The organism is Sinorhizobium sp. BJ1 (assembly GCF_002531555.1).
Lineage (GTDB): Bacteria > Pseudomonadota > Alphaproteobacteria > Rhizobiales > Rhizobiaceae > Sinorhizobium > Sinorhizobium fredii_B.
The window spans coordinates 250490-270056 of record NZ_NWTH01000005.1 but is presented as its reverse complement, the minus strand read 5'-3'; the positions used below and the strand labels follow the sequence as shown (position 1 = coordinate 270056).

Below are 19567 nucleotides of genomic sequence, written 5' to 3'. Positions count from 1 at the left end.
GCGCGCCGGCGGGACCTTGGCGAGACGAATTGTCCATCACAAAGCGGAAGCTTTTGTCTCACGGACCGACCGCATGTGGCGGTCTTCGCCCCGGGCGGGAAATGCGGTCGTTCAGTCAGCGCTCGGCAGGCGCCGCATCGTGAACTCGATCTCGTCGCCCTCGAGTTGGCGCCAGCTCTCGACTTCCGTCCAATAGGCGGCCTTGGGCCAGGTCTCGAACCATTCGCGCGCCTTGGCGCGGGCGGCGCTGCGTTCGAGACGGAAGGTTTCGCGTACGAACAGGCTGCCGCCTCGCGCGGGGTGTTCCCGGCGGTGTCGGGCGATCTGGCGCCGCAAGCCATCGAGCGGCGGTCCTGGGGGTATCTTCGCCATGGCTGTACCTCTGATCATAAAGATAGGATGGGCACCGCCCCTTGGCCAGTCCATCGTCTCCAGCGCCTGCCAGCCATCGCCACGACCAAATGCCCGAGGCCCGTCATTGCTGTAGACTACCTTGGAGAAAGAGCCGCCGTTGCCATTCGGCCAAAAATATGGACTGTGACGGCGGCGACAGAATCGGCGGTCTCCTCTGCGGGATGCCGCAAATTGGAACTTGAACTCCATGGAAAGACCGCAATTGCCGCAGGAGCTGCCTGCAGACATCGAAGACAAGAAGGCCGAGGCGAAGGCCTGGTTCGAGAGCCTGCGCGACTCGATCTGCGCGGCCTTCGAGACAATCGAGGAGGATTTGACTGGGCCGTTGTCGGATCGTCCGCCGGGCCGGTTTGTCGGCAAGGATTGGCTCCGCGAGGAAGGCACAGGCGGCGGCGGGCGCATGTCGATGATGGAGGGCCGCGTCTTCGAGAAGGTCGGCGTCCATACATCGACCGTCTTCGGCGAGTTTTCCCCCGAATTCCGCAACCAGATCCCCGGCGCAAGCGAAGATCCGCGCTTCTGGGCGTCAGGCATTTCGCTGATAGCCCATCCGGTCAATCCGAACGTGCCCGCCGTGCACATGAATACGCGCATGGTCGTGACCACGAGCAACTGGTTCGGCGGCGGCGCGGACCTCACGCCCGTTCTCGACCGCCGGCGCCTCATGACCGACCCGGACACGGCTGTCTTCCACCGGGCGATGGAGATCACCTGCGACCGGCATCCGGTCGCCGATCATGCGAAGTTCAAGCAATGGTGCGACGAGTACTTCTTCCTCAAGCACAGGAACGAACCGCGCGGCACCGGCGGCATTTTCTACGATTGGCTGCACTCGCCCGAGGACATGGGCGGCTGGGAGGCCGATTTCGCCTTCACCCGGGACGTGGGCAAGGCGTTCGCGATTGTCTATCCGAAAATCGTCAGGGCAAATTTCAACACGCCATGGACGGAGGCAGATCGCGACGAACAGCTCGTGCGTCGCGGCCGCTATGTGGAATTCAACCTCCTCTACGACCGCGGCACGATTTTCGGCCTCAAGACCGGCGGGAACGTCGAGTCGATCCTGTCGTCCCTGCCCCCGGTCGTGCGCTGGCCCTGATTGCGCCTCCGGCTCAATGAAGAGCCGAACAAATCCCGAGGCTGCGGCGTTTTCTCCGGAACGAGGAGTGATCGCCGCATGATATTCAAGAAACGCACATTCTTCGGCCAGGAGCCCGAGAGGGAAACCCCCGAGCATCCGGCCGAACTGGAGCGCCGGGTTGCACACTGGCTCGCCGTCGCGCCGGGGCTCGATGCCGCCGACGTCACAGTGACCTGCACCGGCAACACGGTCCTGCTAGGCGGCACGGTTGCCACGGAGGACGAAATCGTCCGAGCCGCGGAAGCGGCAAGCCGTGTCGAAGGCGTCAGGGAAGTCATCAACCGAATCAAACGCGCCAAAGCGGGCACGGGATGACGCGGAGCAGCTGTCGCCGCTAGATCGACCGGAGCATCCAGCCGACGATATCCGCCGCCACGTGAGCGAAGGCAGAGTCGAGGGCTGCGACAAAGGCCGGATTGCCGGCGCCCTGGACCGGCGCGACGGCACGAAAGACCTGCTGCCGGCGGACGGTACCGGAGCGGTCGTCCAGTATCTTGGCGAAGATCTCGACGACGGCCGTGTCAGGGCCATCGGTGGCTATCTCGAAGGCCCGGAGTTCGGTGACCAACTGATAATCTATAGCAAGCCCCTGGCCAGGCTTGCCGACACGAACCTTGCCCGTGTTGTCGAAAGTCTGAACGAGCCGATCCTGCACCATGCGCGGCAGACTATCGCCCCATTGCGCCCCGGCGAGATACCGAAGTTCCGATTTCGAAAGGCGAACGACGATCTGGTCGCTGCCGAGCGTCTTCAGGGCCGTCGGCTCCGGCACCAGTATCTGGCGGTTCGTCGCTGCCGGGCGCTCGACGACGGGCGTCGACGCCAGGCTGAATGTATCATTGGCCGCCTGGCGCGTGCCACAGCCCGCCAGCATCGTCGCCAATGAAAGAACCGCAGCAAACCGGGCCGTTCCCGCTCCACGCCATGCTACCAGACCCGGAAAACCCATACGCAATTATCCCCAAACAACGCGGCGCCGTTCGGCTCCCCGCCCCCATGCAACCCGCCCGCGACCGATGATCAGCGAATCACCGCCGCGTGCGGCCATCATATTGCTTAACAGTCTCGCCGCCGAATAGCAGGCGCTGTGGATTTCGATCGAAATTGGAAATCGTACTCTGCAGGCTTTGCACCGTTCGCCGTGTTTCCGTGACAAGCGTCTCCATGTCACGCAAGCCGGAATTGGAGAAACGCTTCAGGTTGTCGGAGATAGGACCGATTTGAGCGTTGAGGTTGTCGGCCATCCGGCGGAACGATTCAAGCGTCGAGCGCGCCTCTGCCGAAAGCGACGGCGCATTCGCGTCGCCGAGGAAGCCGTCGACCTTCGCGAGAATGCCGTCGACGCGGTTCGATGCCGCATTCAGCTTGTTCGACATCTCCGTGAAGTCGGTGATCGTCTGGTCTATGTCCTCCTGGCGGGCCGAAATCTTGTTGGCAAAATCGGACACCTGGGCGGCGACCTTGCGCGCATCGGCGCTCGCCGCGGAGATGTCGTTGACGACCAGCCCGACCTTCTGTGTATCGACGGCAGCCACCAGCGCATCGACGCGCTTCAATGTCTGCTGCGCGTTCTTGCCGAACTGGTCATAGGTCTCCACGGTGCGCCTGAAGCCGGCGACTGCCTCCGAGACCCCGCCGGAAGCTGCCTTGAGGTCGTTGCTCACCTCTTCGACATTGCTCACGATCGTATCGATCTTCTTCGGATCGACCGACTTGATCAGCCTGTCTGCGCTTTCAAGCGTGACATCGAGCTTCTTCGACGCAGCGCTGACCGATCCAGACAACTCCTCGACGCTCTTCAGGAATTGATCGATCGCGTCGGAATTGTCGGCGAGCGCCCTGGAGAAACGTTGCGCATTGCCGATCGTCGCGGTCAACGGGCCACGAACTTCGGTGACGAAGCCCTGAATGTCGCCGATGGCGCTGTTTGCCCGATCAAGGATCTGGTCGGCGGTCGCAAGCAGGCTCGTAACGCTCGACTGGTCGGCAAGGATCCGCGCCTGCGTCCCCTTTTCGAGTGCGCTCTTGAGGATGTTCTCATCGCCTTTTCGCCCGCCGCTAAGCTCGATATAGGCCGCTCCCGTCAAACCCTGGATTTCCAGCGTCGCCCGCGTGGACGTCAGAACCGGCGCATCGGCCGATACCTCGGTGAGGGCGATCGAATAGCGCGGATCATTGGCGTCGATCGCAAGGCTGTTGACGGTACCGACATTGATGCCGTTGAACCGCACCGGTGAGCCGACCGACAGGCCGTTGGCAGAGCCTGGAATGTTGACGACGAGTTCGACCATCTCGCCGCTTCGGCCGTATTGTGACATCCAATAGACGAAACCGAAGGCAGCGGCGATCACGAACACCGTGAAAAAGCCGACAATGGCATAGTTCGCTTTTGTTTCCATCGGTTCCGACTACCCCTGCGGCCCTTGCCGCCCTTTCACCTGCTTCGACAACAGTTCCGCCGAAACTATTTTAGCACCTTTGCCGCATCAGTCGTGCTCGCGCACGATCGCCCTCGCCCGCTTGCCGCGAAAATAGGATTTCACCCACGGCTCGTCGCAGGCAAGCATGTCCTCGATGGTCCCCTCGACCAGGACGTGTTTCTGGCCGAGGACGGCGATCCGGTCGCAAACTGAAAACAGGCTGTCCAGATCGTGGGTCACCATATACACGGTCAATCCAAGCGTGTCCCGAAGCTTGGCGATCAACTCGTCGAATTCCGCCGCGCCGATCGGATCGAGGCCTGACGTCGGCTCGTCGAGGAAGACGAGATCCGGATCGAGCGCCAGCGCCCTTGCCAGTGCGGCGCGCTTGATCATACCGCCGGAAAGCTCCGAAGGATATTTTTCCGCCGCTTCCGGTGCCAGGCCCACCAATTCGATCTTCAGACGCGCCAATTCATCCATCAGGTCTTGCGGTAGATCGAGATATTCCCGCATCGGCACCTGGATGTTCTCCCGCACCGTCAGCGCGGAAAAGAGCGCGCCATGCTGGAAGAGAACGCCGAGACGCATGTCGAGCGCGATGCGTTCCTCATCACTCACCTTGTCGTACTGCGCGCCGAGGATCTCGATCGTTCCGGAGCGCTTCGGCAGCAGTCGAAGGACCGTGCGCATCAGCACCGACTTTCCCGTCCCGGAAGCTCCGACGAATCCGAGGATTTCCCCGCGCAGCACGTCGAGATTGAGTTTGTCGAGGACGATATTGTCGCCGAAGCCGACCGTCAGGCCGCGAACGGAAAGGACGGTCTCGCGCCTTGCCGCCTGCTCCGGTTGCTTTTCCATGACCGCCTGAACCATTTTTCCGCCCACCTCAGAAATCGATCGCCGCATAGAACATCGCGAACAATCCGTCGATGAGAATGACGACGAAGATCGACTTGACGACCGACGATGTCACGCGGCGGCCGAGGGATTCCGCACTGCCGCCCACCTTCAGCCCCTCGACCGCGGCGACGACCCCGATGATCAGCGCCATGAAAGGCGCCTTGATCATGCCGGCCGCCACCGAGGAGAAATCGACGGCCTCCTGCAATCGGCCGAGGAAGGTCGGAATCGTAATGCCAGAATAGGTCCAGGCAACGAGCGCCGCCCCGGCGAGTGCGGCGAAGTTCGCGATGATGGTCAACAGCGGCAGCACAATCGTCAGTGCCACAAGCCGCGGAAAGACGAGCACGCCGACCGGGCTCAAGCCCATGACCTTCAGCGCGTCGACCTCTTCGCGCATCTTCATCGAGCCGATCTCGGCCGTGATCGCACTGCCCGAGCGGCCCGCGATCATAATCGCCGTCAGGAGCACGCCGATTTCGCGCAGTTGCAGGATGCCAACCAGATCGACAACGAAGATTTCCGCTCCGAAGGACCGAAGCTGAAAGGCGCCCTGTTGCGCGATGATGGCGCCGATCAGGAAAGACATCAGCGTGATGATCGGTGTCGCCATCACGCCCATGCGGTCGATCTGGTGGACGATCGCCGCAGGCGAGACGCCGGCGTGGCGCCCGAGCTTCATCTGCGCACCGCGGACAGCCGAGCCGAGAATATACATGGCGGCAACCGTATCGGTCCAAATCGATACCGTCACTTCACCGATCGGCGCAAACAGCCGCTGGAAAAGCGGGTCCTTTCGCTTCGAACGCTCGGGCTGGCGCAATTCTCCGGGCAGTGCGCGCACCAGTTCGACATAGCGCTCGCCGCCGTCGCTGAAGCGAACCTCCCCGCCGGCCTCGCTGCCGATGCCGTTCATGAAGCGGCGGATGATCCAGGCGCCGGCCGTATCCATCGCCGTGATCCCGGAAAAGTCGAATTCGTTACGGCCGCTCGCCGGCTTGCCGAGCCGCTTAAGCTTGTTGGCCATGGCTTCTGCCGTCTGGTGTCGCCAGTCGCCGCTGAACACATAGCGTCGCCCGGTCCCCCCGTCGGCCTCGGCGAGGGCGACATCGGCAGCATTCTGGGAAGGCGCTCGCGTCACGTGATCTTGGTCTTTCAATTGCTATTCGATAATCTCTTAAACCAGATTCGATCTTAGGACAAAATCGCCTAGAAATTCAAAGTCGTACAGCACGCTTTGTACGACCAGATGCGACCCAAAAGACACAGCGCGGCATGACCGGCACAGCACCCGCCAAGCATCGAGGGGGCTGCGCGGCCTGCCGCGACCCTTTCGGAGGACACCAATGTCGATCTCGCTTGCAGCCGCCGTCGAACACTTTCCGATCGCCGGTGCCTTCACGATCTCCCGCGGCTCGAAAACGACGGCGAGCGTCGTCACCTGCCGCATCGGCGACGGCACGGCGTTCGGCCGGGGCGAATGCGTGCCCTATGGCCGCTACGGAGAATCGATCGATTCTGTCCTGAGCGAGATCGAAGCGGTTCGCCCGCTGATCGAAGCCGGCATGACGCGGCTGGAACTGCAGGAGGCGATGAAACCGGGTGCGGCCCGCAACGCGGTCGATTGCGCGCTCTGGGATCTCGAGGCAAAGCAGCGAAATACGTCGGCCGCTACACTTGCCGGCATAGCTGATCCGGTCTCCCTGACGACGGCCTATACCATCTCGCTTGTCGAGCCCGAAGAGATGATGGCGCAGGCCGCCAAATACGCCCATCGCGCCCTTCTGAAGGTCAAGGTCGGAACGGCTGACGACACATCGCGGATCCGTGCCGTCCGGAAAGGCGCACCGGATAGTCACATCATCCTGGATGCCAACGAAGGCTGGACTCCGGAAAACCTCGCCTTCCACTTTGCTGCCTGCGCCGAAGCCGGTATCGATCTCATCGAGCAACCCCTGCCGGCAGGGAGTGACGCGGCGCTGGCGCATGTGGACCGCGCCGTTCCCGTCTGTGCGGATGAAAGCGTGCACGCGACCGCAGACCTCAAGGCGCTGGTTGGGCGGTACGATGCGGTGAACATCAAGCTCGACAAGACCGGCGGCCTCACGGAGGCGCTGCGCATGCGCGAAGAGGCCAAGGCGCTCGGCCTGAAGATCATGGTGGGCTGCATGGTCGGCAGTTCGCTCGCCATGGCCCCGGCGATCCTCGTTGCGCAGGGGGCCGACTTTGTCGATCTCGACGGTGCGCTGCTGCTTGCGGAAGATCGCAGTCCTGGTCTCCGCTACGAGGCCTCCCTCGTCTTCCCGCCCGATCCGAGCCTGTGGGGCTGAAGGTACCACCCGGCGAAAGCGAAGCAGCAGCCGGAGAGCGCCACGACCGACATCGAATAGAAGCCGGCGACGCCGAACCAGGCGTAGAAATAGCCGGAGAGAAACGTGAAAATTGCGGTGAAGATGCCCGTGTAGAAGAAATAGATGCCCTGGGCGGAGGCCTCCTGCTCCTCGGCGACCCGTTCGACCAGCTTGTGCTGCATGCCGGTATGCATGATCGCATAGGTGAAGGCATGAAAGCACTGGAGGACGAAGTAGCCCGAGAAGCCCAGGTCCATCGGGAAGATCAGCCAGCGCACCACCGCCAGCAAACAGCCGGAGAAGATCATCGTCCAGACGCTGAAACGCCGGATGATTGCCTTGGCGAAAAAGAACATCAGCACTTCCGCCGCCACGCCGGCACTCCACAGGGCGCCGATCTGCGTGCCGCTGTAGCCGATCTGCTGCCAGTAGATGGCCGAGAACGCGAACAGCATCGCATGGCTGCTGTTGACCAGCGTGACGCCGATCAGCAGCAGTTGCAAATCGGGCTGTCGCAGCGATTGCGGCGGCGGTTCGGTGATCGCCGTGATTGGCGAAGGCCGGCGCGGACGGCCGATGCGCGGGGCTGCGCAGGCCATCACTACGGTGAGGCCGAAACCCGCCGCCATCGCCGGCAGCACCATCGTGCCGCCGATGAGACCGATCATCCAGCCGCCGAGCATCGTCGCGCCGATAAAGGCGATCGACCCCCAGACGCGCATCAGCGCATAATCGAAACCCCAGCGACGCACGCCCGACAGCGCAAGCGCCTCGACGATCGGCACGTAAGGCGAATACGCGGCCGATTGCAGGGCATAGATCACCAGCACAGGCCAGAAGCCCTTGGCAAAGAAGAGGACGAATGCCAGGGCAAGAGAAAGGCAGCCCGACCAGATCAGCACGATGGTGCGCTCGCCGAGCCGGTCCGCCAGCACGCCCGCCAAGGGCGCGGTGATGACGCGGATAAACATCGGAACGGCAAGCACCACGCCGATCTCGAAATCGCTCATCGAAAGGCTGCTGAGCCAGACCGGAAAATACGGCATGGCGAAGCCGTTGACGATCAACGGCGCGCAGAAGAGCAGCGCGATGCGGAGCGCAAAACGACGCGGCGGGGGCCCCAGGACGGGGGGCGCTGATGCGGGAATCATGGGAGGACCTGATGGCTGTCAGCAACCTCTAGCACGGCTGCCCGCTGCCTCGCCAGTCGCTAGTTTTAGCCAGTTGGCCCGGGGACGGTGGCTTCAGGCTGCCTGCGGTGCGGCAAGCGTCACGGGCAATTCCTCGACCGTGGTCTCCGCCGCCGTCACGCCGCCCTGCAGGCTATGCCAGGTGATCAGTTCCATCGTGCCATCGAAGTGCTCGGCGATCGCCGTGCAGCTTTCGACCCAGTCGCCGGTATTGATGTAGCGGATCTCGTCGATATCCTCGATCACGGCGTGGTGGATATGGCCGCAGATAACGCCCTGGGCATGGTGTCGGCGGGCTTCCTCCGCCACGACTTTCTGGAACTCTCCGATGAAGTTCACCGCGTGTTTGACCTGCAGCTTGGCCCAGGACGAAAACGACCAATAGGGCATGCCGAGGCGGCGGCGGACGGCGGCAAGGCCGATATTGATGGCGATCGCCATGTCGTAGGCCCAGTCGCCGAGATAGGCGAGCACTCGCGCGTTGCGCACCACGACGTCGAATTCGTCGCCATGCAAGACGAGGTAGTTGCGCCCGTCCGCTCCTTCATGCATGTGGCGTGCCGCGACCTCGATACCGCCGAAGTGGACGCCCGGGAAATCCCGCATGAACTCGTCGTGATTGCCGGGAATATAGATGATGCGCGAACCCTTGCGCGCCTTGCGCAGCAGCTTCTGGACGACGTCGTTGCAGGACTGCGGCCAATTCCAGCTGCGCTTCAGACGCCAGCCGTCGACGATGTCGCCGACAAGAATGATAGTCTCGGCCTCATGGTGGCGCAGGAAATCGAGCAGATAGTCCGTCTTCGCCGCCTTCGAGCCCAGATGAACGTCGGAAATGAACAGCGTCCGCAATTTCCGAACCGGATTCTGTTGAGATCCCGATACCGCAGCCATGCGATCCTCGCCTTCTCGAGCTTTGTGTCGTCTCGTCAAAACCAGACTCGTGTTTCAGGAAGATGACACCGACACGTAGCCGGCGGGATCACACGGACGAAAAGCGCTGCCGTGAAACTGTACGTGGAGGGGAAATCATGCCAAAAGGCCGCCATCCAGAAACAGGGATGCTAGGTATGACCACGGGCGACAAAGCGAAACCTCAAGCGGCTCCGGCAAGCGGAGACATCGACCAGCAGGCACTTTTCTTCCACCGCTATCCTCGCCCGGGCAAGCTCGAGATCCAGCCGACCAAGCCGCTCGGCAACCAGCGCGACTTGGCGCTGGCCTATTCGCCCGGCGTCGCCGCACCCTGCCTCGCCATCAGGGACAATCCGGAGACTGCTGCCGATTTTACCGCACGCTCGAACCTCGTCGCCGTGGTCTCGAACGGCACGGCCGTGCTCGGTCTCGGCAATATCGGCCCCCTCGCCTCCAAGCCGGTGATGGAAGGAAAAGCCGTCCTCTTCAAGAAGTTCGCCGGCATCGATGTTTTCGATATCGAGATAGACGCACCAACCGTCGAACGCATGGTCGATGTGATTTCCGCCCTTGAGCCGACCTTCGGTGGCATCAATCTCGAAGATATCAAGGCGCCGGAATGCTTCGAGGTGGAGCGACGCCTGCGCGAGATGATGGAGATTCCGGTCTTCCACGACGACCAGCACGGGACGGCGATCATCGTCGCCGCTGCCGTTCTGAACGGCCTCGAACTGGCCGGCAAGGACATCTCCAAGGCGAAGATCGTCGCCTCGGGTGCCGGAGCCGCGGCGCTTGCCTGCCTCAATCTTCTCGTCATCCTCGGCGCCAAGCGGGAAAACATCTGGGTCCACGACCTCGAGGGCCTCGTCTACAAGGGCCGTGAGGTCCTGATGGACGAATGGAAGGCCGTCTACGCCCAGGACAGCGCCAATCGCGTGCTCGCCGACAGCATCGGCGGCGCCGACGTCTTCCTGGGGCTTTCGGCGGCGGGCGTCCTCAAGCCCGAACTGCTCGCCCAGATGGCGGAGAAGCCGCTGATCATGGCGCTCGCCAACCCGACGCCGGAAATCATGCCGGAAGTCGCGCGCGCGGCGCGGCCGGATGCGATGATCTGCACGGGCCGTTCCGACTTCCCGAACCAGGTCAACAACGTTCTCTGCTTCCCGCACATCTTCCGCGGCGCGCTCGATTGCGGCGCCCGCACCATCAACGAAGAGATGAAGATGGCGGCGGTGCGGGCGATCGCTGGTCTGGCACGCGAGGAACCGTCGGATGTCGCAGCCCGTGCCTATTCAGGGGAAACGCCGGTCTTCGGACCCGACTACCTGATCCCCTCGCCCTTCGACCAGCGGTTGATCCTGCGCATCGCCCCGGCCGTTGCCAAGGCTGCCGCCGAAAGCGGCGTTGCCACCCGTCCGATCCAGGATTTCGACGCCTACCTCGACAAGCTCAATCGCTTCGTCTTCCGCTCCGGCTTCATCATGAAACCGGTCTTCGCGGCGGCGAAGAACGCCACCAAAAACCGCGTCATCTTTGCCGAGGGAGAAGACGAACGGGTGTTGCGTGCCGCCCAGGTGCTGCTCGAAGAAGGTACCGCCAAGCCGATCCTGATCGGCCGCCCGCAGATCATCGAAACCCGCCTGCGCCGCTATGGCCTGCGAATCCGGCCCGATGTCGACTTCGAGGTGGTCAATCCGGAAGGCGATCCGCGTTATCGCGACTATGTCGACGACTACTTCGCTTTGGTCGGCCGCCGCGGCGTCATCCCGGAAGCCGCCCGCACGATCGTGCGTACGAACACGACGGTGATCGGTGCGCTGGCAGTCAAGCGCGGTGAAGCCGACGCATTGATCTGCGGTGTCGAGGGACGCTATAGCCGACATCTGCGCGACGTTTCGCAGATCATCGGCAAGAAGCCCGGCGTGCTCGACTTCTCGGCTCTCAGCCTGTTGATTTCTCAGCGCGGCGCGACCTTCTTCACCGACACCTATGTGAGTTACAATCCGAGTGCCGAAGAGATCGCCCAGATGACCGTGATGGCGGCGGGAGAAATTCGCCGCTTTGGGATCACGCCGCGCGCTGCCCTCGTTTCACATTCGAACTTCGGATCGCGCGATTCCGAAAGCGCCGCCAAGATGCGCGCCGCACTCAAGCTCGTCCGCGAGCTCGCACCCGATCTCGAGGTGGACGGAGAAATGCACGGCGACGCGGCAATCTCCGAAACGCTGCGCGAGCGGGTGATGCCGAACAGTGCGCTGAAGGGCGAAGCCAACCTGCTCGTCTTCCCCAATCTCGACGCCGCCAACGTGACGCTCGGCGTGGTCAAAACGATGACCGACAGCCTCCATGTCGGACCGATCCTGCTCGGCTCGGCGCTGCCGGCGCACATCCTTTCGCCGTCCGTCACGTCCCGCGGGGTCGTCAACATGGCGGCTCTCGCAGTGGTCGAGGCAAGCCATCCCGCCTAGGGATGGCTCTCCGGACTATCGCGCCTTAGGCGATTTCCCTGGCCAAGTATCGCGAAATGCAACCTTGGGTGGATTTAATCCAAAGAGTTGCACCGATTACGAAATATAGCACTAGACAAAAACCGCCAGGCTAAACCATGTTTATTCTAGGGGCATGAATCGGTGTTACGGCATGACTAATCAACAGGCTGTCCTCGATCTGCTAGATATCGTCGAATATGGCGGGTGCGCGGAGCCGCAGCAATTCTTCGCCTTGATGCGTCGCACGTTCGATATCGCGCATCTCCTCTATGTCGAAGCGGAGCCGACGGCCGAAGGCCTCAAGGTCTGCCGGCTGCATCACACCTTCGGGGCCTATGCCGAGGAGCTCTATCTGTCCCGTGGTCTTCACCGGATCGATCCAATCCTTCGGCTTGCCCTCGGCGGCGTGAGACCCGTTGAATGGGCGACCGCCCGCCGCCGCTTTCCGGAATGCGAGCCGCTCTTCCAGGCTGCCGAGGAAATCGGCTTGGCAACGGAAGGCGTCGCTCTGCCGCTGCCTTCACCGACCGGACGCCTGGCGCTGCTCGCAATCAGTGGCAACATGTCGCCAGCGGAATGGTCCGAATATCGTCGATGCCACCTGCGCGACTTCCAGCTGGCCGCCAATCTTTTCCATGCCTCGATGCTTGAGAAGGCGGCGATGGTCGATGCGATGGACGAGCGCGATACGCGATTGACCAGCCGGGAGACAGAGGTCTTGACGTGGTCGGCAGCCGGCAAAAGCTATTGGGAAATCGCGACGATCCTCGGCATTTCCGAGCGCACGGTTCGTTTCTTCATGAGCAATACGCGCCGCAAGCTCAACGTCGTGTCCAACACTCAGGCCGTTGCGCAGGCGGTCCGCCATGCGCTGATCCCCACCATCTGAAGGGTGGATTTACCATCTGAGCTCGACCCATTGGCCGAAAACCCCACAAATTTGGTGGGAAAAACCTCCGGATTAAACTGTCACTACCGACAGTTACATGTGTCACCCGAGCCTGACAGCATCGCTCCATCGCGCAAACACGATGGAGCGAAAGATGATCAGGATAGTGAACGGAAACGCTCGCGGACAGCACCCGCAGGCCATCGACGAGATGTTTCGGCTGCGCAAGCGCGTCTTCCATGACTTTCTGAAATGGGACGTCAAGACCGAGGGCAATTGGGAAATCGACCACTACGACAAGGCCAATCCGCTTTATGTGATGTCGTATTCGCCGGACACCGGAAGGCTTCGCGGTTCCCTGCGACTTCTACCAACGCTAGGGCCGAACATGCTGGATGATACATTTCCGGTCCTGCTCGGCGGAAATCCGGAAATCCGCAGCGCATCGGTTTGGGAATCGAGCCGCTTCTGCATCGAACCGGATATCTCCCAGGACCGGACGTCGAACCAGGTGACGGTCGCCGCCGCCGAGCTCATGTGCGGCGTCGGGGAACTGGGCCTTGCCTCCGGCATCAGCCATATCGTCACCGTCACCGACGTCTTCCTCGAGCGGATGTTCCGCCGGATGGGGTGCCCGGGAGAGCGCATCGCAGAGCCGCAGAGGATCGGCAATGTCTACGCGGTCGCTGTCGCTTGGGAAGTGACGAACAGCCTTCTTCAAAGAATGAAGGCCGTTGCCGCCATCGAGGGCACTGTGCTCGAACGGCCGATGTCGCTCGAAACCGCCAGAGCGGCCTGATCTGTCGCCGGGCCGCTCACTCGGCCCGGCCGTTTCTGCTTCCAAACGCATTAACGCAAATGCCGACTCGCCGTTGCGCCCTCGCATCAACGTCGTATGATGTCAGGAAACAGGCGCCCCGCTTGTTCCGCGACTACTGCCTGTTTCTTTAAATCGCAGCCGATTTAAGGAAAACAAATATGCAGCAATTCAAGGTGCTACAGCGTCCTTTGTGCGTCTGAAAAGACGCACGGCGCTGTGGCGGGGCGAAACGCAGGAAAAGACGAGTGCCAGTGTTCAGAAGTGCGGCGTCCTGGAGGATGATGCGCCTTGCTGCAGCGCTCCTGCCGCTCGCCTTGTGTATGGCCGGACAGGCTTCGGCCGCAAGCGTATGCGAACGCCTGAGCGCCCGCCTCGCGGAGCTGCCGGCGGCCTTCACCACAACCGCCGATCTCCGCGATTTCACCGGCGCGGTTTCACGCCAGAACATCGAAATTCGCCGCGCAAAGAACGAACGCCGGCGCATGGCATGCAGCAATGACTCCGTCGTCTACATCGACAGCGAAAATGAAGCTGCCTGCGCCGAACTCGACGATGCGATCGGCCGGATGGAGGACAATCTCCGCACGCTCAAGGCGCAACGACGGCATTTGATTTCCAAAGGCAATGACGACATGCGCCGGCGGATCGTCGCCGCCATGGAGTTGAATGGTTGCTCAAGAGAAGCCGGCCTGAACTGGGACGAGACGATCCCTGACGAGACGATTCCTGACGAGTCGAGCACCGAAGAGGCTCACGTTCACCGCAACATTCTCGAAGACTTCCCGCCGGACGGCGAGGACTATCCGTTGCTGTTCGACGGTCCAGCGGACGACTTCACATTCATGGAGGACGGCGCTGCAGGCGGCCTCAGGACCATGTGCGTGCGTACTTGCGACGGCGCATTTTTCCCGATTTCGTCGAACGCGACACCGGCCGACTTCGGACGCGATACCGAGCTTTGCCGGGCACGATGCCCGGCAGCCGACACGGAACTCTACTATCACGTGCTGGCCACCGAGGAGAGCGAGCAGATGATTTCCGCGTCGACGGGCAGGCCGTACACGGAACTCCCCAACGCCTTCGCCTATCGTACCCGCGGGGTCGGTGCGCCCGGTATCTGCGGCTGCCAGATACCCAAGGTCGCAACGGGTAAGAGCAGCAACAATTCCGCGTCAGGAACGAAGCTTTCGGTGGTCAGCCCCTCCGTCGTGACGATCAAGGGCACGGCTTTGCCGGCGTCCGGATCGCCGGCAGCAAAGCCTGTGGAAGAGCGCCCCTACGACCCCACGACCAGCAAGGTCCGCGTCGTCGGCCCCGCCTTTCTGCCGCAGCAAGAGAGCGCGATCGATCTCAAGAACCCTCGGGGGCCGCGCTATCAGCCGCTGCAGAATGAATGACCTGGTCGACAAACCGCTTCCCGCCGTCGCGAAGGCCCCATCTTTCCTCGAAGATCAGGTCCTCGAGCGGTACCCGTTGCCGCCAGCCCTTCACCGCTAGTTCCGGTTGCTGGTAGAGTCGGTCGACAAAACCGAGGCACAGCCAGGCGACGATTTCGATGTGTTCGGGCATGCCGAGGATCGCCTTGATCTCGTCCTCGTGGAAAATGCTGACCCAACCGACGCCGACCCCCTCGGCCCGCGCTGCGAGCCAAAGGTTCTGGACCGCGCAGACCGTCGAGTAGACGTCCATTTGCGAATTATGCGTGCGCCCGAGCACGACGGCGCCGCCGCGCGTGCGATCGCAGGTCACGCAAATGCTGAGCGGCGCCTTGCGTATGCCCTCGAGCTTGAGTGAGCGATATTTCGCCTGCGCCTCGCCTGAAAACATGCCGGCGGCTTCCTCATTGGCGCGCCGGAATGCCTGCCAGACTTTCTCCCGCGTCTCGCTCCGGCGCACGAGCACGAAGTTCCACGGCTGCATGAAGCCGACGGACGGGGCGCGATGCGCCGCATCGAGCAAGCGGGAAATCAGAGGCTCGGGCAGCGGTTCAGGCAGGAACTCGTCGCGTACGTCGCGGCGCGTCTCGATGGCGCGATAGACGGCGGCACGCTCGTCCGGTGAAAAGGCACCGGCCGCCGTAAGGCAGTCGTTCGGGTCAGGCAGCATCGTTCGATCCCCAACAATGCACAACCTCCCGCCGTCCATGCGGGGCCGGTCTATCTTGTCAGGCCGGTCTTCTGACTACGGATCACTCGACTGGGCCGCCTTCCCGGATCGCATCAAGACCCAGTGGCAAAGCTCTGAAAACGTTCAAAGCTGTTTTGGCGCAGCCGTCCCCATCACAGCGTTGGGCACGTGCCGGAATTCAACCGGCTTCCCGATTCTCCCGCCTCAGCGGGCACCTGACGGCCGCATATGGGCACAGGCGCAGGCGAAAGGCAAGACTACAGCACGTGCGTCTTATCAGACGCACAAGATCGCAGTAGAGCTTTGGATTGCTGCATGTTTCTACATGCAGCAGGCCGAGAGCGACTCAAAGCGGCGCTGTCGGATGCGGCGATCCGTCATACGCACCCCAGATTGACTGGTCGAAGCAGATCACCGAGCCGGTCATCAGACCGGACTCGTCGGAGGAGAGATAGGCGCACGCGCGCGACCTCGGCGGGATCGACGAGCCGCCCGAAAGGCTGGCTTGCCGCCGCCTTCTCCAGCCAGTCCTCGGGAGCGCCGTGATATTCCCGTTGGATGCGGTCTTCGCCTTCCGATGCCATCCAGCCGATGTTGAGGCCGTTGACGCGGATGCGGTTGCGCAGCAGCGCATAGGCGGTGTTCTTCGTCAGCGCCTCCAGAGCACCCTTGGATGCGCAATAGGCGGCGATGAAAGGCTGGCCCGCCTTCGCCGACATCGAACCGATATTGACGATCGTGCCTTCGGTCTTCTCACACCGCATCACCTTCACCGTCTCCTGCATCAGGAAGGAGGGAGCACGCACGTCTATCGAAAACATGCGATCGAAGAGTTCCGCGTATCGAGGATCGTGCCGCGGTCGGTGATTGCGGCGGCATTGACGAGCCCATCGACTCGGCCAAATTCACGATCCCAGGCCGCAACGACCGCCCGGGCGTCCTCCACGCGCTCCAGGTCCGCCTGGACATAAACGACCTTCGCGCCGGTCGCCTCACCGATCTCGGTCGCCTTTGCCTCGCCCTTCGCCGCATGGCGCCCGCAGATGACGATGCCCGCAGCGCCCCGTTCAGCGAACAGTCCCGCAATCGTGGCGCCGAGCCCCTGCGTGCCGCCGGTCACGACGGCGACCTTGCCGTCCAGCCGGGCGTAGTCTTTTCCCATGAATTCCTCCCATAGATCTGAGAGCGAACCGTCGGCTCGCCGTTGGCTCACGCGGGCCAATACCGCACGAAGGCGAAAGCCTCGCCCGAGGGCGACCAGTTCGGAACATTGATTGTCCCCTGCCCGCCGAAGAGCTCGAACAGGACGCGCGCATTGCCGCCTTCCGGATCCATCAGCCGAAGCCGCACATCGAGGTCGCGGGGGTGGTCGAAGACCTGGCCATCATAGGAAAGCACCAGCAGATGCTTGCCGTCTGGCGACGGATGCGGGAACCAGTCGCCATAGGAGCTGTCGGTAACGCGCTGGACATCGCTGCCGTCCGGCCTGATCCGCCAGATCTGCATGCGGCCGGTGCGGCTCGAGTTGAAATAGATCCACGCGCCGTCCGGCGACCAGTCCGGTCCGTCGTTGCGGCCCTCGCCATGCGTCAGCCGCCGCTCCTCGCCGCCATCGACCGAGATCGTGTAGATGTCGAAGACTTGGTCGCGGATGCCGCAATAGGCCACGGTCCGCCCGTCCGGGGACCAGCCGTGCCAGTAGGACGGCAGGTTGCGCGTGACGAGCCGCGGCGTGCCGCCCGCGACCGGCAGCAGATAGATCGCCGACTTGCCGAATTCGGTCTTGTCGCTGATCGCAAGCATTCTGCCGTCCGGCGAGATGCCGTGATCATTGTTGCAGTGGCGGGCAAAGCCCGTGTCGATCTCGGTAGGGTCGGCCCCGTCGAAACCAAGTCGATAGAGCCTGCCGTCGCCGTTAATGATGAGGAATTTGCCGTCAGGCGACCAGTTCGGCGCCTCGACGAGCCGCTCCGTCTGCCACACGACGCGCGTCTCTCCACTTGCGATATCGAAGATCTCGACCGAGCTACGCATGGCTAGCCCCTGTCACGGAAACGGTTGGTGATCGGGTAGCGCCGATCGCGGCCGAAATTCTTCTTGGTGATCTTCACGCCCGGCGCCGACTGCCGGCGCTTGTATTCGGCGATGTAGAGCAGGTGCTCGATCCGATGGACCGTCGCCTCGTCATGCCCGCGGGCGACGATTTCTTCCGTACTCAGTTCCTTCTCCACCAGGCACTCGAGAATGTCGTCGAGCGCCGGATAGGGCGGCAGCGAGTCCTGGTCGGTCTGGTTGGGGCGGAGTTCGGCCGAGGGTGCCTTGTCGATGATGTTCTGCGGAATGACCTCGCCGGAGGGACCAAGCGCGCCGGGCGGCACGGCACCATTGCGCCAGCGCGACAGCGCATAGACCTGCATCTTGTAGAGGTCCTTGATCGGATTGAAGCCGCCGTTCATATCGCCGTAGAGCGTGGCGTAGCCTACCGACATCTCCGATTTGTTGCCGGTGGTCACCACCATCGAACCGAATTTGTTGGAGATTGCCATCAGGATCGTTCCGCGCGTGCGGCTCTGCAGGTTCTCCTCGGTGATCCCGGACTCGGTTCCCTCGAAAGTATCGGCGAGTGCACTGAGAAAACCTTCAACCGGCTCCTCGATCGCGACCACGTCATAGTGGCAGCCGAGCGCCTTGGCGCAGGCTTCGGCGTCCTTCAGCGATTCCTGCGAGGTATAGCGATAAGGGAGCATGATCGTGTGGACCCGCTCCTCGCCGAGCGCGTCCACCGCGAGCGCCGTGCAGATCGCCGAGTCGATGCCACCGGAAAGGCCGAGCACGACGTTCTTGAAGCCGTTCTTGTTGACGTAGTCCCTGAGCCCCAGCATGCAGGCTCGATAGTCCGCCTCGTCGCTTTCCGGCAGGCGCGACCGAAGCCCGTTGGTCGAGACCCAACCATCTTCACCCCTCGTCCACTCTGAAATCGAAAGCGCCTCCTCGAACTGACTCATCTGGAAGGCCAGCGAGCGGTCGGCATTGAAGCCGAAGCTTGCGCCGTCGAAGACCAGTTCGTCCTGCCCGCCGATCTGATTGGCATAGATCAGGGGCAAGCCGGTTTCTATCACCTGCTTTAGAACGATCTGGTGGCGGACATCGACCTTGCCGCGATAATAAGGCGAACCGTTCGGAGAGAGCAGGATTTCGGCGCCGCTCTCCTTGAGAGTCTCGCAGACGCCGAGCTCGCCCCAAATGTCCTCGCAGATCGGGATGCCAATGCGAATGCCGCGAAAATTCACCGGACCCGGCATCTCGCCTGCATCGAAGACCCGCTTTTCGTCGAACTCGCCGTAGTTCGGCAGGTCCACCTTGTCGCGGACCGCGATGATCTTGCCCCCGTCGAGGACCGCCACCGAATTGTGCCGCTGGGCAGCGGCCTGACGCGGGAAGCCGATGATGACCCCCGGCCCTCCGTCTGCCGTCTCTGCGGCGAGTTTCTCGACGGCGCGCAGGCAGGACTTCAGAAAGGCCGGTTTCAGCACGAGATCTTCGGGCGGATAGCCGGACATGAAAAGTTCGGTGAACAGCACCAGGTCGGCGCCTTGGCGCGCCGCGTCGGCGCGCGCTTCACGCGCCTTTGCCAGGTTGCCGGCGATATCGCCGACGGTCGGATTGAGCTGGGCTACGACGATCCGCAGCTTTGAAGGTACGGCTTTCTGTGGGGTCATGGCAGGCCTGTCGGTTTTCCTCGGCGAATGCAACCAGCTTAGGCTTTGTTCTTACCGCATCCGGTGGGAAAAAACCCACTCCCAATCGCAGTGCCGCCGGAAAAATCCGAAAAATCCTGCGGTTCCCGTCCCTTAACGAATAGGCCCGCGGCCCTTCGACGCGGCCGGAACCTGAGGATCATCATAGCC

At 62.4% G+C, this 19567-nt stretch carries 17 protein-coding genes, 1 pseudogene and 1 riboswitch; of the genes and pseudogenes, 7 read left to right on the top strand and 11 right to left on the bottom strand.

Going from position 1 to position 19567, the window contains the following annotated elements; genetic code table 11:
- Positions 1-111: 111 nt before the first annotated feature.
- Entirely contained in the window at positions 112-372 is a 261-nt protein-coding gene (locus CO676_RS09765; protein WP_014764777.1) for a hypothetical protein, read from the bottom strand.
- Positions 373-601: 229 nt separating this feature from the next.
- On the opposite strand from CO676_RS09765, the gene hemF reads away from it, so the two are divergent.
- The gene (gene hemF / locus CO676_RS09760) at positions 602-1513 is read left to right on the top strand and encodes an oxygen-dependent coproporphyrinogen oxidase (protein ID WP_097520620.1); all 912 of its coding nucleotides are present in this window, start codon (positions 602-604) and stop codon (positions 1511-1513) included.
- 78 nt (positions 1514-1591) lie between these two features.
- A complete protein-coding gene (locus CO676_RS09755; RefSeq protein WP_014764779.1) occupies positions 1592-1870 on the top strand; it encodes a BON domain-containing protein in 279 nt (92 codons plus the stop codon).
- A gap of 19 nt (positions 1871-1889) precedes the next feature.
- Here CO676_RS09755 and CO676_RS09750 read toward each other — a convergent pair whose 3' ends face one another.
- The 4 genes from CO676_RS09750 to CO676_RS09735 form a co-directional block, all read right to left on the bottom strand.
- Entirely contained in the window at positions 1890-2504 is a 615-nt protein-coding gene (locus CO676_RS09750; RefSeq protein WP_014764780.1) for an ABC-type transport auxiliary lipoprotein family protein, read from the bottom strand.
- A gap of 79 nt (positions 2505-2583) precedes the next feature.
- Positions 2584-3954: an MlaD family protein gene (locus tag CO676_RS09745; protein ID WP_014764781.1), complete on the bottom strand. Its 1371-nt coding sequence runs from the start codon at positions 3952-3954 to the stop codon at positions 2584-2586.
- 87 nt (positions 3955-4041) lie between these two features.
- Positions 4042-4851 (bottom strand): ABC transporter ATP-binding protein, encoded by an 810-nt coding sequence (locus CO676_RS09740; protein ID WP_097520618.1) that lies wholly within the window; start codon positions 4849-4851, stop codon positions 4042-4044.
- 13 nt (positions 4852-4864) lie between these two features.
- Positions 4865-6019: an ABC transporter permease gene (locus CO676_RS09735; protein ID WP_014764783.1), complete on the bottom strand. Its 1155-nt coding sequence runs from the start codon at positions 6017-6019 to the stop codon at positions 4865-4867.
- 205 nt (positions 6020-6224) lie between these two features.
- Between CO676_RS09735 and dgcA the strand changes: the two genes are divergently transcribed.
- Positions 6225-7208 (top strand): N-acetyl-D-Glu racemase DgcA, encoded by a 984-nt coding sequence (gene dgcA, locus CO676_RS09730; protein WP_097520616.1) that lies wholly within the window; start codon positions 6225-6227, stop codon positions 7206-7208.
- Here the strand turns inward: dgcA and CO676_RS09725 are convergent.
- Positions 7160-8380: an MFS transporter gene (locus CO676_RS09725; protein ID WP_014764785.1), complete on the bottom strand. Its 1221-nt coding sequence runs from the start codon at positions 8378-8380 to the stop codon at positions 7160-7162. The genes dgcA and CO676_RS09725 overlap by 49 nt on opposite strands.
- Before the next feature lie 93 nt (positions 8381-8473).
- Complete coding sequence (locus CO676_RS09720; protein ID WP_097520614.1) at positions 8474-9313, bottom strand: UDP-2,3-diacylglucosamine diphosphatase; 840 nt, start codon at positions 9311-9313, stop codon at positions 8474-8476.
- 176 nt (positions 9314-9489) lie between these two features.
- Here CO676_RS09720 and CO676_RS09715 point away from each other — a divergent pair, with 176 nt between their 5' ends.
- The 4 genes from CO676_RS09715 (at position 9490) to CO676_RS09700 (ending at position 14929) form a co-directional block, all read left to right on the top strand.
- Positions 9490-11802: an NADP-dependent malic enzyme gene (locus CO676_RS09715; RefSeq protein WP_097520612.1), complete on the top strand. Its 2313-nt coding sequence runs from the start codon at positions 9490-9492 to the stop codon at positions 11800-11802.
- Positions 11803-11974: 172 nt separating this feature from the next.
- Positions 11975-12712, top strand: coding sequence for a LuxR family transcriptional regulator (locus CO676_RS09710; RefSeq protein WP_014764788.1), 738 nt, complete (start codon positions 11975-11977; stop codon positions 12710-12712).
- Positions 12713-12866: 154 nt separating this feature from the next.
- Positions 12867-13511 (top strand): acyl-homoserine-lactone synthase, encoded by a 645-nt coding sequence (locus tag CO676_RS09705; protein ID WP_014764789.1) that lies wholly within the window; start codon positions 12867-12869, stop codon positions 13509-13511.
- Positions 13512-13810: 299 nt separating this feature from the next.
- Positions 13811-14929, top strand: a complete 1119-nt coding sequence (locus tag CO676_RS09700; RefSeq protein WP_041415462.1) for a DUF2865 domain-containing protein — start codon at positions 13811-13813, stop codon at positions 14927-14929.
- Here CO676_RS09700 and bluB read toward each other — a convergent pair.
- The 4 genes and pseudogenes from bluB to CO676_RS09680 all read right to left on the bottom strand — a co-directional run bounded on the left by bluB (position 14883) and on the right by CO676_RS09680 (position 19378).
- On the bottom strand, positions 14883-15638 hold the full coding sequence (bluB, locus tag CO676_RS09695; protein ID WP_014764791.1) for a 5,6-dimethylbenzimidazole synthase: 756 nt from the start codon (positions 15636-15638) through the stop codon (positions 14883-14885). The two genes, CO676_RS09700 and bluB, sit on opposite strands and share 47 nt — an antisense overlap.
- A 43-nt stretch (positions 15639-15681) precedes the next feature.
- Positions 15682-15893, bottom strand: a riboswitch (cobalamin riboswitch).
- A 112-nt stretch (positions 15894-16005) separates the two neighbouring features.
- Positions 16006-16821: pseudogene (locus CO676_RS09690) on the bottom strand (SDR family oxidoreductase).
- A 47-nt stretch (positions 16822-16868) separates the two neighbouring features.
- Positions 16869-17693, bottom strand: coding sequence for a TolB family protein (locus CO676_RS09685; protein ID WP_097520610.1), 825 nt, complete (start codon positions 17691-17693; stop codon positions 16869-16871).
- A 2-nt stretch (positions 17694-17695) separates the two neighbouring features.
- Complete coding sequence (locus tag CO676_RS09680) at positions 17696-19378, bottom strand: NAD+ synthase (protein WP_014764794.1); 1683 nt, start codon at positions 19376-19378, stop codon at positions 17696-17698.
- Positions 19379-19567 lie beyond the last annotated feature (189 nt).